The organism is Acuticoccus sp., assembly GCF_965213555.1.
GTDB lineage: Bacteria > Pseudomonadota > Alphaproteobacteria > Rhizobiales > Amorphaceae > Acuticoccus.
This window is the reverse complement of the sequence record NZ_OZ243890.1, coordinates 967,583-982,132: the sequence shown is the minus strand read 5'-3', so window position 1 is coordinate 982,132 and position 14,550 is coordinate 967,583. Positions and strand designations below refer to the sequence as shown.

9 protein-coding genes and 4 pseudogenes are annotated in these 14,550 nt (G+C 71.6%); 10 read left to right on the top strand and 3 right to left on the bottom strand.

What is annotated here, in order from left to right:
- Positions 1-3 precede the first annotated feature (3 nt).
- The 6 genes and pseudogenes from ACOOE8_RS04795 to ACOOE8_RS04770 all read left to right on the top strand — a co-directional run bounded on the left by ACOOE8_RS04795 (position 4) and on the right by ACOOE8_RS04770 (position 5,734).
- The gene (locus tag ACOOE8_RS04795; RefSeq protein ID WP_420393712.1) at positions 4-1,002 is read left to right on the top strand and encodes an amidohydrolase family protein; all 999 of its coding nucleotides are present in this window, start codon (positions 4-6) and stop codon (positions 1,000-1,002) included.
- Positions 962-2,682 (top strand): annotated as a pseudogene (locus tag ACOOE8_RS04790) (alkaline phosphatase). Before ACOOE8_RS04795 ends, ACOOE8_RS04790 begins: the two are co-directional and overlap by 41 nt.
- Before the next feature lie 107 nt (positions 2,683-2,789).
- Positions 2,790-3,215: a hypothetical protein gene (locus ACOOE8_RS04785; RefSeq protein ID WP_420393711.1), complete on the top strand. Its 426-nt coding sequence runs from the start codon at positions 2,790-2,792 to the stop codon at positions 3,213-3,215.
- Positions 3,212-3,922 (top strand): ATP-binding cassette domain-containing protein, encoded by a 711-nt coding sequence (locus tag ACOOE8_RS04780; protein WP_420393710.1) that lies wholly within the window; start codon positions 3,212-3,214, stop codon positions 3,920-3,922. The genes ACOOE8_RS04785 and ACOOE8_RS04780 overlap by 4 nt, the downstream gene beginning before the upstream one ends.
- Before the next feature lie 305 nt (positions 3,923-4,227).
- Positions 4,228-5,238 carry an ABC transporter permease gene (locus ACOOE8_RS04775; RefSeq protein WP_420393709.1) on the top strand — a complete coding sequence of 337 codons (1,011 nt, stop codon included), beginning with the start codon at positions 4,228-4,230 and terminating at the stop codon, positions 5,236-5,238.
- A gap of 94 nt (positions 5,239-5,332) precedes the next feature.
- A complete protein-coding gene (locus ACOOE8_RS04770; RefSeq protein ID WP_420393708.1) occupies positions 5,333-5,734 on the top strand; it encodes a copper chaperone PCu(A)C in 402 nt (133 codons plus the stop codon).
- A gap of 235 nt (positions 5,735-5,969) precedes the next feature.
- Here the strand turns inward: ACOOE8_RS04770 and ACOOE8_RS04765 are convergent.
- A pseudogene (locus tag ACOOE8_RS04765) lies at positions 5,970-6,184 on the bottom strand (transposase); the annotation flags it as partial.
- A 461-nt stretch (positions 6,185-6,645) separates the two neighbouring features.
- Positions 6,646-7,857 carry a glycosyltransferase gene (locus tag ACOOE8_RS04760; protein WP_420393707.1) on the bottom strand — a complete coding sequence of 404 codons (1,212 nt, stop codon included), beginning with the start codon at positions 7,855-7,857 and terminating at the stop codon, positions 6,646-6,648.
- Between the two features lie 93 nt (positions 7,858-7,950).
- Here ACOOE8_RS04760 and ACOOE8_RS04755 point away from each other — a divergent pair, with 93 nt between their 5' ends.
- The 3 genes and pseudogenes from ACOOE8_RS04755 to lpdA all read left to right on the top strand — a co-directional run bounded on the left by ACOOE8_RS04755 (position 7,951) and on the right by lpdA (position 12,181).
- Positions 7,951-8,481 carry a trypsin-like serine peptidase gene (locus tag ACOOE8_RS04755; RefSeq protein WP_420393706.1) on the top strand — a complete coding sequence of 177 codons (531 nt, stop codon included), beginning with the start codon at positions 7,951-7,953 and terminating at the stop codon, positions 8,479-8,481.
- 57 nt (positions 8,482-8,538) lie between these two features.
- Positions 8,539-10,871, top strand: a pseudogene (glyS, locus tag ACOOE8_RS04750) (glycine--tRNA ligase subunit beta).
- Positions 10,771-12,181 (top strand): annotated as a pseudogene (gene lpdA / locus ACOOE8_RS04745) (dihydrolipoyl dehydrogenase). The pseudogenes glyS and lpdA overlap by 101 nt, the downstream one beginning before the upstream one ends.
- Positions 12,182-12,483: 302 nt before the next feature.
- Here lpdA and ACOOE8_RS04740 read toward each other — a convergent pair.
- Positions 12,484-13,212 (bottom strand): hypothetical protein, encoded by a 729-nt coding sequence (locus ACOOE8_RS04740; protein WP_420393705.1) that lies wholly within the window; start codon positions 13,210-13,212, stop codon positions 12,484-12,486.
- A gap of 186 nt (positions 13,213-13,398) precedes the next feature.
- Between ACOOE8_RS04740 and ACOOE8_RS04735 the strand changes: the two genes are divergently transcribed.
- Positions 13,399-14,421, top strand: a complete 1,023-nt coding sequence (locus ACOOE8_RS04735) for an OmpA family protein (protein WP_420393704.1) — start codon at positions 13,399-13,401, stop codon at positions 14,419-14,421.
- Positions 14,422-14,550: the final 129 nt, after the last annotated feature.

Below are 14,550 nucleotides of genomic sequence, written 5' to 3'. Positions count from 1 at the left end.
GACATGGGGCGGCTGCCGGTCGTCGACGCGCACCACCACCTGTGGGATCCGCCGCGCACGCGGAACCCGTGGCTTGTGGAGCGTCCCGCCATCCCGTTCCGCTACGGGGACTACTCGCGGATCGCGCGGCCCTTCCTGCCGAGCGACTACCGCGAGGCGGCGCGCGGGCAGCACGTCGTCGCCTCGATCACCATGGAGGGCGAGTGGGATCCAGCCGACCCCGTGGCGGAGTCCGCCTGGATGAGCGGTGTCGCCGCGGACACGGGGATGCCGGATGCGCACGTGGCGCGCGCCTTCCTCGACGCTGCGGACGTGGAAGACGTGCTCGAGGCGCACGCGCGCTACCCGTTGGTGCGCGGCGTCCGACAAAAGCCGCGGGCCAACGCGCGACCGGACGACGACGCACCGGGTGGGATGGTCGACCCCGATTTCCGCCGCGGATATGCGATGCTCGGCCCCCTCGGCCTCGCCTTCGACCTGCAGACGCCGTGGTGGCACCTCGACGAGGCGCTCGAGCTTGCCGAGGTGGCGCCGGACACGCTCATCGTCCTGAACCACGCCGGGCTGCCCGCGGACCGCAGCGCCGAGGGCCTCGCGGCCTGGCGGGCGGCACTCACGCGGTTCGCCACGCTTCCGAGCGCCCGGGTGAAGGTCTCCGGCCTCGGCACCGCGCAGCAGTCATGGCCGCGCAAGGCCAACCGCAGGATCGCGCGCGAGGTGGTCGAGATGTTCGGCCCGGATCGCACGATGGTGGCGTCGAACTTCCCCGTCGATGCCCTCTGCGCGACCTTCGACGAGGTGATGGATACGTGGCGCGCGGCGATCGCGGACCTAGCCGAGGAGGAGCAGAACCAAGTCCTGTCGCGTACCGCGATCGCCACCTACCGTCTTGAAGGTGAGTTTGCCCGGGCACCCAACCGCATCGAGGCCGACCCTTCGACCCCTCTGTGCGCGGGACCCAATGCCCCGACGTGTGATCAAGGCGTCACACAACGAAGCTAGGCTAGGGCTGACCATCCGTCAGTCGAGGAAGGCCCCCATGAAGACGTTCGTCCTTGCCACGTCGGCGCTCGCGCTGAGCGTCGGCTTCGCCAGCGCGCAGGACGCGCAGCTGCCGCAGGCGCAGACCGGCAGCCAGTGGTACTCCGACGCGCAGACGGTGTTGCAGCAGATGCTGGATCGCCAGCCCAACACCAACCGTGCCAAGAACATCATCCTGATGGTGTCCGATGGCAACGGCGTGGGGACGAACTACGCGACGCGCATCTTCGCCGGCCAGGAGGCGGGCGGGCTCGGCGAGGAGCACGTCCTCAGCCACGAGACGTTCCCGCACTGGCGCTGGTGAAGACCTACAACGTCAACGCTCAGACGCCCGATTCCGCGCCGACCGCCGGCGCGATGAACACCGGCGTCAAGCAGGTGTTCAACACGATCAACCTCGATCCTGAGGCGGCCATCCACGAGGACTGCGCCACCGAGGCCGGCAACGAGCTGACGACGCTCGCGGAGATGCTGGCGGCCGAGGGCAAGTCGGTGGGCGTCGTCTCGACCGCGCGCATCACCCACGCGACGCCGGCCGCGGTGTACGCCAAGACGGCCAGCCGCGACTGGGAGGACTCAGCCGAGCTTCCCGCCGCGTGCACCGAGTCCCGCGACATCGCGGTGCAGTTGTTCGACCAGATGCAGGCCGGCGTGATCGACCTCGCCATGGGCGGCGGGCGGCGGCACTTCGCTCCGGTGGGCGTCAACACCGAGGAGGGCGGCGAGGGCCGCCGCGACGACAACCGCAACCTCATCCAGGAGGCGCAGGACGCCGGCGTCCAGTACGCCTGGAACGACGAGACCTTTGCGTCCCTCACCCTCGACGGCGAGACCCCGGTGCTCGGCCTGTTCGAGGACAGCCACCTCAAGTACGAGTACGACCGCACCGGCGAGCCCTCGCTCGAGGAGATGACCCGCGCGGCCATCGAGCACCTGTCGCAGAACGAGGAGGGCTTCTTCCTCGAGGTCGAGGCGGGCCGCGTCGACCACGCCAACCACGCCGGCAACGCGTACCGCACGATGACCGACAACGTGGAGTTCGCCGAGGCCGTTGCCGCCGCCGACGAGCTGACCGACGACGCCGACACGCTCATCATCGTCACCGCGGACCATGAGCACGCCATCGCGTTCAACGGCTACTGCGGCCGCGGCTCGCCGATCCTCGGGCTGTGCTACGAGATCGCGCCGGGCCAGGTCGAGCACGCCGAGACCCTCAACATGGGCGACGACGGCAAGCCCTACTCCGTCATCGGCTACCTGAACGGCCCGGGCTCGGTGCTCATCGAGCAGCCCGACGGGACCTACTCGGGCGAGCGCCGCGAGGTGACCCAGGAGGAGGCGACGGACCCCGAGTACCTGCAGCAGGCGCTCGTGCCCATGTCGTCCGAGACGCACTCCGGCGAGGACGTCGCGGTCTACGCAAAGGGTCCGTTCGCACACCTGTTCGATGGCACGGTGGAGCAGAACTACATCTTCCACGTGATGCACCACGCCGCCATGGGGGCCTCTGAAACGGTCGATGCGGGGACCGGAGCGGACACCAACACGCGCACGGCACAGGACGTGCTGCCGATCGCCGAGGAGGCGAGGGAGGACGCCACCGAGTCGATCGCCGGCGAGGGCGAGGCCCGCCCGAACTGACTTGGACGTTGGTGGGCCGCGGGGCCCCGTGGCCCACCAAAAGGCCAGCTGCCCTTGATAGCCGCTTGGAGCCGCCGATGTTTGGGGCAGACGATCGGAGGTCTAACATGAACCGCCGCCACTTCCTCACGGCCGGAGCGGCCGTGCTTGCGATGCCGATCCTGCCCGCGGGTGCCAACGGACCCGTCCGGATGCGCGACCTCTACGAGAAGGACCTCTCCTTCTCGCAGTTCGCCCTCGTGAGCGAGGGCGAACGCATCGCGGTGCGGGGCTTCATGGCGCCGCCCCTCAAGGCGGAGGCGCCGTTCTTCGTCCTCACCAAGCGGCCGATGTCGGTCTGTCCGTTCTGCGAGACGTCGGCGGAGTGGCCCGACGACATCCTCGCGATCTACACCAAGCGCACCGTGGACGTCGTGCCGTTCAACGTGCCCATCCTCACGCGCGGCGAGCTCCAGCTCGGGGATCACCGCGATCCCAACACGGGCTTTTTGTCGCGTGTGAGGCTGGCCGACGCGGTCTATGAGCGCGCGTGAGCCGCGCACCGTCGGTCCGCTCGTCGGTGGCCGAACCGCTTGCGGTCCGCGACCTCGTCGTGCGGGGCGACGACGACCGTACGATCCTGACGGTCCCCTCCCTCGACGTGCCTGCCGGGACGTCCCTCGGGGTCCGTGGACCCTCCGGCGCCGGCAAGACCACCCTGCTCTACGCGCTCGCGGGGCTTCTGCCGAAGGCTTCCGGTCGTGTCGTGTGGGGCGACGTCGACCTGTTGTCCCTCCCACGCGGCCGGCGCGCCCGGTTCCGACGCGAGCGGCTCGGCTTCGTCTTCCAGGACGCGTTGCTCTTCGAGGAGCTGCCGGCGCTCGCCAACGCGGCGCTCGCCGCCGCCTTCGCGCCGCGCTCTCGGCGAGACGGCCTTCGTCGGCGTGCGACCGGCCACCTCGATGCGTTCGGGATCGCGGCCGGGCGGCGTACCGTGCGCTCGTACTCGGGCGGAGAGCGCCAGCGCATCAGCCTCGCGCGGGCCCTCGCCGGCGATCCGTCCGTCCTCCTCGCCGACGAGCCGACCGCGAGCCTCGACGCGGCCGCGAAGGGGACGCTCGTTGCTGACCTCGTCGGCGTGGCGCGGACGGGCGGCAAAACGCTGATCAGCGTCAGTCACGACCGGTCACTCCTTGCCGCCATGGATGCGACGATCACCATCGAGGCTGGTGAGGTCGTCGAAGCTCAAGATGATCCCTGAGCCGTTGCGCACCGCATGGGAGGCACTGCCGCCGATTGCCCAGGACAGCGTGCTCCTTGCGGCGCTCCTCCTGCCGGCACTCGCGCTCGGGATCGTGCTCGTCGCCGGGCATCGTCCGTTCGCCCTCGTCCGAGCGATGCTGTGGCGCTTTCGACTGACCAACCTCCTGTTCGCCGCGCTCATCGCGGTGTCGGTGGGGCTCGGCGTCGGCCTCATCGCCCAGGAGCGCGGACTGCGGCAGGGCACGGCGCGGGCGGCGGAGAAGGTTCGACCTCATCCTCGCCGCGCCGGGCAGCGAGGTCACCATGCTCTTCGCCGCGGTCTACCTTCAGCCGGCGGACGTGCCGCTGCTGTCCGGCGCGGTGTACGAGGAGGTGACCTCGCACGAGCGCGTGAGCATCGCCGCGCCCTTGGCGTTCGGTGACACCGTCGATGGCGCGCCTGTGGTCGGAACGACCGAAGGGTTCATTGACCACCTCGCCGGAGACCTTGCCGAGGGTCGCAGCTTCGCGAGCGTCACCGAGGCGGTGGCCGGGGCGCGCGTCCCGCTCGCCGTCGGCGCGACGTTCGAGCCCGCCCACGGCGTCGGCGCGGCCGCGGAGGAGGGCGCGCACGAGGGTGAGCGGCTCACCGTCGTCGGCCGTATGGCGCCGACCGGAAGCCCTTGGGACCGCGCGGTGCTCGTCCCGGTGGAGGCCGTTTGGCTGGTACACGGCCTTGCGAGCGGCCACGGGGCGGACTGGGACGGCACCGTCGGTCCGCCCTTCGACGCTGCGTCGTTCCCCGGCACGCCCGCCATCCTGGTCAGCGCCGAGGAGCTGTGGGCGAACTACGCACTGCGCTCCGAGTTCACCCGCGACAACGTGATGGCCTTCTTCCCGGGCGCGGTGCTCTCCCGCCTGCACGGCCTCCTGGGCGACGTGCGCGAGGTCATGTCCGTCCTCGCCGTCGTCACCCAGGTGCTGGTGGCGGCTGGCGTCCTGACCGGCCTCGTCATCCTGACCCAGCTCTACGCCCAGCGGCTGGCGCTCCTGCGCGCGCTCGGCGCGCCCGCGCGGTTCGTGCTCGGCCTCGTGTGGTGCTACGCCGCAACGCTGATCCTCGGCGGCGCGCTGCTCGGCGTCGCGGTGGGCTGGGCTGCAACGGTCGTCCTGTCGCGCGTCGTCACCGCGCGAACCGACGTCCTCGTCACCGCCCACATCGGATGGAGCGAGCTCCACCTCGTCGCCGGCTTCGCGACGGTGGCGGTGACGCTCGCGCTGCTTCCGGCGCTCGTCGCGTCCTCACGCGACGTGGTCGGCGACCTTCGTGGCTGAAATGGGCGGGACCATGCATCGATCTGCTCAAATCGCGCTCGCCGTAGCGCTGAGCCTGCAATTGCCGCCTTCGGCCCATGCCGAAGAGGACCACGTGGCATCCGCCGCGGGCCTGCAGGTCGCCCATGCGTGGACCAACGCCACGGCGGGTCCGACCGCGCTCGTCTACGGTGAGATCCACAACGACTCGCAGGCCGAAGCGACGCTGCGCTCCGCCTCATCGGACGCTGCCGACGCCGCGACGATGGTCGGGCTGCAGAACGCGGGCGGTACGCTGACGATGACGCCGCTGCCCGCGCTGCCCATCGGTCCGGGTCGGACGCTGGAGCTCGCGCCGGACGAGCTGGCGATCCGCCTCGACGGTCTCGGCGCGCCGCTACAGGAAGGGGACAGCCTGGAGGTCGACCTTGCCTTCGACCGCACGACGATCCGCGTGACCGTCGCCGTGGAGGCGGAGCAAGCGCGCAGCCACAGCCACGCCGGCCATGCTCACTAGGCTACAGCGATGTCCCGATGATCGGATCGCTTCGGCAAGGATCGGGACAGGCGGCATCGCGAGGATCACCTCAGCGGAGCCATCCAATGGACGAGCAGTCGAGCCTACGGCCGGGACCTGCGCGACCCCGTCGTAGCGGCCGTGGACGCCGGCGACGCGGTGCGCATGATCGAGCCCGGGCTTGCCGCGTCGCCCGACGACGGCAGCCAGCGCGCGGGCGCGGCGGGCGTTACCGCTTTCGGCCAAGGAGGTCCTTCCGCGAGGTGTTGTCGAGCACATCATCGGCGAGGCGGCGCTTCAGCCTGGCGTTCTCGTCCTCGAGCGCCCTCAGCCGCCGCGCCTCCGAAGCGCCCAACCCACCGTACTTCGCCTTCCGCGCGAAGAAGGTCGCGCACGGCTCAGATCAGCCGTCTTTGCACCCGCCTCCGGCTCGCGCGAGATGGCCACGATCTGCTCCTCGCTGGACTTCGATGTCGATGGGTTCGTCCGGTCCTGCCATGGGGGGCCAGCCTCTAGGTTCGAGTGGACGAGTTTGCCGGGGTCGAAGCACCGGACGCACGGTCACCCCCGGCCCGGTCGTCGTCCTGCACCATCGGTCGCCCGCGGCGTTGCATCGGCGGATGGGAGGTCGCCGTGCTTGGCTCGTCGGGCGCGGTTGTCCCTCGCCCGGTTGTTTCCCTTGCACCGACCGGCGAAGCCCCCACACCCTCGCAGTTGCCGTCCGCGCTGCCCGTCAGTTGTGCGCCGGTCGTCTCCAAACGGCCGTTGTTCGCGCCCGCGGTCGATGGTCGGCATCGCCTCGGTAGGTTGCGGGCTGCCGTCGCCGTGCCCTGCGCATGACGGGGCATCTCCCAGCCCGGCGCGCTACAGACGACCGGGTTGCTGTCCGCCGTACAGCCTCGGCGGCACGGTCAGCGAGGAGCGCGCTCGGAGAGGGTCAAGAGCACCTGCGTCGCCTCGGTGAACATCGCGTCCCAGCGCGGCGGCGGGGGGATCGCAGCGACCCTTGCAGCGTGGTGCGCCCCGTCGCCCGCGAGCGCCTCGATCGCGGCCTTCCAGCCGAGGCCGTCGAGCGGCGACAGGTACGTTGGGCCAAGGCCGCCCACCTCGCGATGGGCAGGAATGTCCGATGCGACGACCGGGACTCCCATTTGGTGCGCCTCGACGATGGGCAGGCCATAACCCTCTGCGAAGGACGGGGTCAGGAGCGCCCGCGCGCCGGCCAGCCGGGCGGCGACCTCCTCGTCCCCGAGCGGCCCCGTGGCGACGACGCCGCCGAGCCCTCCGGCGCGCGCGATGAGGTCCAGGGCGGTGTGGTCGTTGCCGCCTCGGCCGATGACGAGGAGCAGCGGGGGATCGGGCGCGGCGGCGAGCTCGCGCCAGAGGTGAAGCAGAAGGGACAGGTTCTTGCGCCGATCGATGGTGGACAGGTGCACGAACGTGACCTTCGACGTCCCCGACGTCCCCGACGTCCCCGACGTCCCCGACGTCCGTGGCAGGCCGGGGCCGAACCGCAGCACCGACGTCGTGAACCGCGCGTTCGGCGCGTGCGCCCTAAGGTCGGCTGCCACCGCCTCGGAGGGGGTGAACACGTGGTCGGCGAGCTCGGTCAACGTGGCGAGGCGCCTCGCATGCAGCGCGGTGGCGCGCGGCGTATCGTAGTGCGGGTGCGCGAGGGGGATGAGGTCATGGACGAGGGCGGCGAACGAGCCGGGCAGGCGGGCAAAGCGCGCGGCGACGTCGAGCCCGTCATGGCCGACGTTGAGCGTGACGTTGGGCCGCCCGCCGGCGTCGAGCGGACGTGCCCCCGCGAGCAGCTTCCAGCGGCGGAGGCGACCCGCGAAGGCGCGGTAGGCGGCGGCGGGCGGCGAGCCCTCGCGGAAGCCGAGGGGTCGGCCGCGACGCCAGCGGGCGTCGAGGGTCGCGAGGACGGCGTGGAACGAGCGCTCGGTCAAGCTCACGAGCCGCGGGCCGGCACGCGTCACCGCGCGGCCGTCGAAGGCGTCCTGCGCGGCGAGCCACTCGGCCCACTTGAGCTCGACGCGGTCGATCCCGGTCGGGCCGCCGAAGTGCTCGGCGCGCCGCACGAGCCGCGAAATGTCGAGGAAGAGCACCGGCCGCATCGCCGCCGCTCGTGCCGTGGGTTGGGGCGCTGCGTCAAGCCGAGGGCCCTCGCACTAGCGCTTGGCCTTGCGGCCGCAGGACCGGGCGGCGCTGTGGCGCAGGACGACGCCGACCCGGCCGTCGGTCGGCTGAACCACGCGGGGTACCGGCACAAGCGGCACTGCACCGCCTTCGCCGTCGCGCCGCGCGTCGTGGTGACGGCAGCACACTGCCTCGCCGGGCTCGAGCCGCAGCGCGCGCACCTGTTGTTCGGCTACGCCAGGATGGACTGGGTGGCGCACGTCGCGCCCGCCTTCGCGGTGACGTTGGAGGACGACGTCGCACTCCTGTGCCTTGCGGATAGGGCGCCGGCGCAGCTCGCCGTGGGCCCCGCCCCTGCCGCGGGTGATGCGGTCACCGTGGTCGGGTACGGTCGGCCGGTCCGCCACCTCCAGTCCCGCGCGGCGTGCCGCGTCCTCGAGGGCGGCGGCGCCCTGGTGCTCGACTGCCCGCAGTCGCCGGGAGCCTCCGGGGGGCCGGTGCTGAACGCCGCCGGCGAGGCGGTGGCCGTCGTCAGCCGCACCGCCGCGACGCGCTCCCTCGCCACCGTGCTGCCACGCGGCCTCGCCCGCCGCTGCGATTAGGGTTTCGCGGCCGCGCCGAGGGTGCTAGGCGGCGCCGAGCCCACCCAAAGATCCGCGATGCCCGAACTCTTCGTCGAACTCCTGTCGGAGGAGATCCCGGCGCGCCTGCAGCGCCGCGCCGCCGACGACCTGCGTCGCCTGGTGACCGGCCACCTTGTCGATGCCGGGCTCATCTACGAGGGGGCGTACGCCACGGCCACGCCGCGCCGCCTGGTGCTGTCGGTGGCCGGGCTGCCGCCGCGCTCGCCCGACCGGATCGAGGAGCGTCGCGGCCCGCGCGTCGGCGCGCCGGACAAGGCGATCGACGGCTTCGTGCGCGCGGCGGGGTTCGCCTCGATCGCCGAGGCGACGGTCGAGAGCGATGCGAAGAAGGGGGAGTTCTACGTCGCCCGCACCACGGTGCCCGGTCGGCCGGCCATCGAGCTGGCGGGGGAGGCGATCGCCGAGGCCGTGCGGCGCTTCCCGTGGCCAGCCTCCATGCGCTGGGGCGCGGCCTCGAGCGATCCGGCCGCCCTGCGCTGGGTGCGCCCGCTGACGTCGATCGTCGCGACCTTCGGGGCGGAGAACGAGGACCCCGACATCGTGCCCGTGCCGCTGGCGGACGTGCCGGTGGGCGACACCACGGTCGGCCATAGGGTGCACGCGCCGGAACCTATCAGGGTGCGGCGGCTGGGCGACTACCGGGCGAGCCTGGAGCGCGCCCACGTGGTGGTCGACCTCGACCGGCGGCGCGACCAGATCCTGCACGACGCGCGCGACAAGGTGTTCGCGCTCGGCCTCGAGCTCGTGGAGGACGAGGCGCTGCTCGAGGAGGTGGCGGGGCTGGTGGAGTGGCCGGTGGTGCTCGTCGGGCGCTTCGACGAGGCCTCGCTGGCGCTGCCCGACGAGGTGATCCGCCTCACCATCCGCGAGAACCAGAAGTGCTTCGTCACGCGCGACCCCGCGACGGGCGGGCTCGCCACCGCCTTCGTGCTGACCGCCAACCTCGACGCGGCCGACGGCGGGGCGGCGATCGTGGCGGGCAACGAGCGCGTGGTGCGCGCGCGCCTCGCCGACGCCCGGTTCTTCTGGGAGCAGGACCGGCGGCTGACCCTGGACGAGCACGCGAGGCAGCTTGCGTCGGTGACGTTCCACGAGAAGCTCGGCAGCCAGGCGGACCGGGTGGAGCGCATCGCTGCGTTGGCGCGCCGGATCGCGCCGGCGGTGGGGGCGGACCCCGACGTCGCCGAGCGCGCGGCAAGGCTCGCGAAGGCCGACCTCGTTACCCAGATGGTCGGTGAGTTCCCTGAGCTTCAGGGCTACATGGGCCGCCGCTACGCCGAAGAGGAGGGCCTGCCGGCGGACGTCGCCGCCGCCATCGAGGAGCACTACGCGCCCCAGGGGCCCGGCGACGCGGTGCCGAGGGCGCCGACGTCCGTGGCGGTGGCGCTGGCGGACAAGTTCGACCAGCTGTCGCGCTCTGGGCCGCCGGCGAGCAGCCGACGGGTTCGGGGGACGCCTTCGGCCTTCGGCGTTCGGCGCTCGGCATCATCCGGCTCGTGCTGGAGCGGCGCGTTCGCCTCGCCCTCCGAACGCTCGGGGCGGAGGGCATCGTGGCCGCCGCCGCCGGACCGTTGACGGGGGCCGCGATCGACCAGCACGGGGCACCAGCGCTGCAGGCCGAGCGGATGCCTGCAATACGCGCTGCAGACGACGGCGCGCTTCCACGCGGGGAAGCTGCGGCTCTCGTGGACGCGGTCGTTTCGTTTCTCCTGGAACGGCTCGTCGTGCAGCAGCGGGACGCAGCGGTCGCTGCCGACGTGGTCCGTGCGGCGATGCCCGATCCGCAGGCCCGCGCCATCGACCTCGTCGATGTCGTCGCGCGGGTGACGGCGCTCGCCGCCTTCCTCGCCACGGACGACGGGGCGACGCTGATGGCGGGCTACAAGCGCGCCACCAACATCCTGCGCGTCGAGGAGAAGAAGGACGGCGCGCCCGTCGAGGGCGACGTCGACCGCGCGGGACTCGTCGAGCCGCAAGAGGTAGCGCTCGCGGACGCCGTCGAGCGGGCCCGTTCCAACGTCGCCGACGCCGTGGCGCGCGAGGACTACGCCGGCGCGATGCAGCGCGCTCGCTGCGCTGCGCCGGCCCGTCGACGACTTCTTCGACGCCGTCATGGTGAACGCGGACGACCCGGCGCTGCGCATCAACCGCCTGCGGCTCCTCGCGGCGCTGCGCGATGTCACGCGGCTCGTGGCGGACTTCTCGGCCATCTCGGGCTAGCGTCCCTCGACAACCGGAGGCCTCACCATGGCGGGCAGCTACGACATCATGATCATCGGTTCGGGGCCCGGCGGCTACGTCACCGCGATCCGCGCCGCCCAGCTCGGCATGAAGACCGCCATCGTTGAGAACAAGCACCTCGGCGGCATCTGCCTCAACTGGGGCTGCATCCCGACGAAGGCGCTGCTGCGTTCGGCGGAGATCTACGACCACTTCAAGCACGCCAAGGAGTTCGGGCTCGCCGCCAAGGACGTCTCCTTCGACCTCGCCAAGGTGGTTGAGCGCTCGCGCAACGTGTCGAAGCAGCTGAACGGCGGCGTCGGCTTCCTGATGAAGAAGAACAAGGTCGACGTCATCTGGGGGACGGCCAAGCTGAAGACGCCCGGCACCGTCGAGGTCGCGGCAGCAGACGGCGCGCCCAAGGGGGCAGCGTGGTGCCGGCACCTACGAGGCCAAGCACGTCATCGTCGCGACCGGAGCGCGGCCGCGCGTCCTGCCCGGGCTCGAGCCCGACGGCGAGCGCATCTGGACCTACTTCGAGGCGATGGTGCCCAAGGAGCTGCCCGAGCGCCTGCTCGTGGTGGGCTCCGGCGCCATCGGCATCGAGTTCGCGAGCTTCTTCAACTCCATGGGCTCGAAGGTCACCGTCGTCGAGGTGCTCGACCAGATCCTGCCGGTGGAGGACGCGGAGATCGCCGGCATCGTGAGGAAGCGCCTCGAGAAGGCGGGCATCACCATCATGACCGGCGCCAAGGTGACCGGCGTCGACAAGGGTCGGACGCTGAAGGCGACCGTCGAGGCGGGCGGCAAGGCCGAGACGCTGGAGGTGGACCGCATCATCTCCGCCGTAGGCGTCGTCGGCAACATCGAGGGGCTGGGGCTCGAGGAGGTGGGCGTGAAGACGGAGCGCGGCGTCGTCGTCGCCGATCCCTACGGGCGCACCAGCGTCGACGGCGTCTACGCCATCGGCGACGTCGCCGGCCCGCCGATGCTGGCGCACAAGGCCGAGCACGAGGGCGTCGTGTGCGTGGAGGCGATCGCCGGGCTCGACCCGCACCCCCTCGACAAGACCAAGATCCCCGGCTGCACCTACTGCCAGCCTCAGGTCGCCTCGGTGGGGCTGACAGAGGCGAGGGCGAAGGAGGCGGGCCACAAGGTGAAGGTCGGCCGCTTCCCGTTCATCGGCAACGGCAAGGCGATCGCGCTCGGCGAGCCGGAGGGGCTGGTCAAGACGGTGTTCGACGGCGAGACGGGCGAGCTCCTCGGCGCGCACCTCACGGGGGCGGAGGTGACGGAGCTGATCCAGGGCTTCGTTGTCGCGATGAACCTTGAGACCACCGAGGAAGACCTGATGCATGCGGTCTTCCCGCACCCGACGCTGTCGGAGATGATGCACGAGAGCGTGCTCGACGCGTACGGTCGCGTCATCCACACCTAATCGGCGCGTCATCCCCTAGAGCCCTTATCTTCACGTGGAAGGCGCGCGGCGGACGACGACCACGCCTCGTCTTGCAGCATGTTGCCGATAACGAACGGGGGCGTGGACACGTGCGTTCAGTCCTCGTACACGCGCGCGTGACTAGGTGTGCGGCAGACGAGCCAAAAGGATAGGCAACCATGCGACAACTGACGAGTTGGGGCCTCGCCGCCGCGCTCGCCGCGACCTCCATACCGGCGACGGCGCTCCCAGCGTCCGTCACGGCGACGGGTTCGACGACGGGCTTCACCGCGGCCGCTGGGTCAACGAACGAGCGGCTTGGGGCTCGCGGGCACGGACCCCTCCTCCTGGCTCAATCGCGTGAGCTCTCGGGCTCGCCGGTCCAGGAAGAGGTCGAGCGACGCCTGCGCGATGGCGCGGAGCGGCGCGTGCAGGAGGCGCAGCCGCAGGGTCGTGCCCAGGCGCGCGAGGAGCGCCGGGAAGAACGTCGCGAGGAACGCCAGGAGCGTCGCGCGCAGAACGTCGAGCAGCGTCAGGAGCGCCGCGAGCAGCGCCAGGAGCGCCGCGAGGAGCGCCAGGAGCCCCGCGCGCAGACCCAGGACCAGCCGCGCCGTGAGCAGCTCCAGGAGCGGCGTCAAGAGCGCCGCGAGGAGCGGCAGGAGCGGCGCGCACAGAACCAGGACCAGCCGCGCCGAGAGCAGCGTCAGGAGCGCCGCGAGGAGCGCCAGGAGCGGCGCGTACAGAACCAGGACCAGCCGCGCCGAGAGCAGCTCCAAGAGCGGCGCCAGGAGCGCCGCGCCGAGGAGCGGCAGGAGCGGCGTCAGGAGCGCCGTGAGGAGCGGGTCGAGCAGCGGCAGGAGCAGCGTCAGGAGCGCCGCGAGGAGCGCCAGGAGCGGCGCGTACAGAACCAGGACCAGCCGCGCCGAGAGCAGCTCCAAGAGCGGCGCCAGGAGCGCCGCGCCGAGGAGCGGCTGGAGCGCCGTGAGGAGCGGGTCGAGGAGCGGCAGGAGCAGCGCCAAGAGCGCCGCCAAGAGCGGCGTCAGGAGCGCCGCCAGGAGGCTCGCGAGGAGCGACGGGACGATCGCCAGGCGCTGCGTGAGCGCGTCCGCGAGCGGCAGGCTAACCGGGTCGAGCGGCTGCGCGAGGACAACGCCCGCCTGGTCGACCGGAACCGCCGCGCTGAGCGGCGCGCGGATCGGCTGCGCGACCGCCGGCAGGTGCTGCGCCGAGAGATCCGCCGCGACCGGCGCGACGACCGGCTCGACCGCATCGAGCGCCGTCGCGATCGGTTCCGCGACTGGGCTCGCGATCGCCGTCGCGACGACGTCGCGCGCGCGGCGTTCGTCGGCCTCGGTGCCTTCGCCGCCGCCTCGATCATCGCCAACACGGCCAACCGCACAACCTACGTGGTCGATGGTCGTCCGTTCATCGTGAACGCCGACCCGGCGCGGCTGCGCTGGCGTGCGGACACCTACGACGTCGTCGACCTGCAGGGCGGCTGGACCCAGAGCGTCGTGGTGCGCAACAACGGCGTGCGCGTGGTGACAATCGTCGATGAGTATGGCGTGCCGATCCGGCGCTACCGTGAGTTCCCTGACGGGCGCACGGTCACGCTGTTCAACAACCTGCCGACCTGGTGGGACGACAACGCAGGCCTGTCGGTGGACATCGGTCCGATCGTCATCAACGTCCCGCAGGAGCGCTACATCGTCGAGCCCTCCCGCGCCTCGGTGCAGGTGGTCTACGAGACGGTGACGGCCGAGCCGGTGCGCGAGGTCGAGCGGGCCTACACGCTGAACCAGGTGCTTTACAACGAGGACCTGCGAGCGCTGATGCCTCGCATCGACATCGACACGATCACCTTCGAGTCCGGCTCGGCGGAGGTGCCCGACGCGCAGATCGACGCCCTAGAGACGCTGGGCGTCGCGATGGAGGAGGCGATCCTCGACAACCCGGCCGAGGTGTTCCTCGTCGAGGGCCACACCGACGCCGTGGGGTCCGAGGACTCGAACCTCATCCTGTCCGACGAGCGGGCGGAGAGCGTCGCGACGCTGCTCACCGAGTACTTCGAGATCCCGCCGGAGAACATCGTCAGCCAGGGCTTTGGCGAGCAGTTCCTCAAGGTGCCGACCGAGGGGCCGAGCCAGGCGAACCGTCGGGTGACGGTGCGCCGCATCACCCCGCTGCTGGCCGCGGACGATCAGATCGCCGGGCTCGAGGGCGAGCTCTCGGTTCGCTGACCCGCACCGCTCCAGCGCAGCCAAGCGAGGCGCCGCCCCCGAACGGGGCGGCGTCTTGCGTTTCAACCCGGCCCTGCCCCAGACCCTTGATCCCAAGCGCCCCCTCGACCGAGCGGAGCCCTGCGTCCG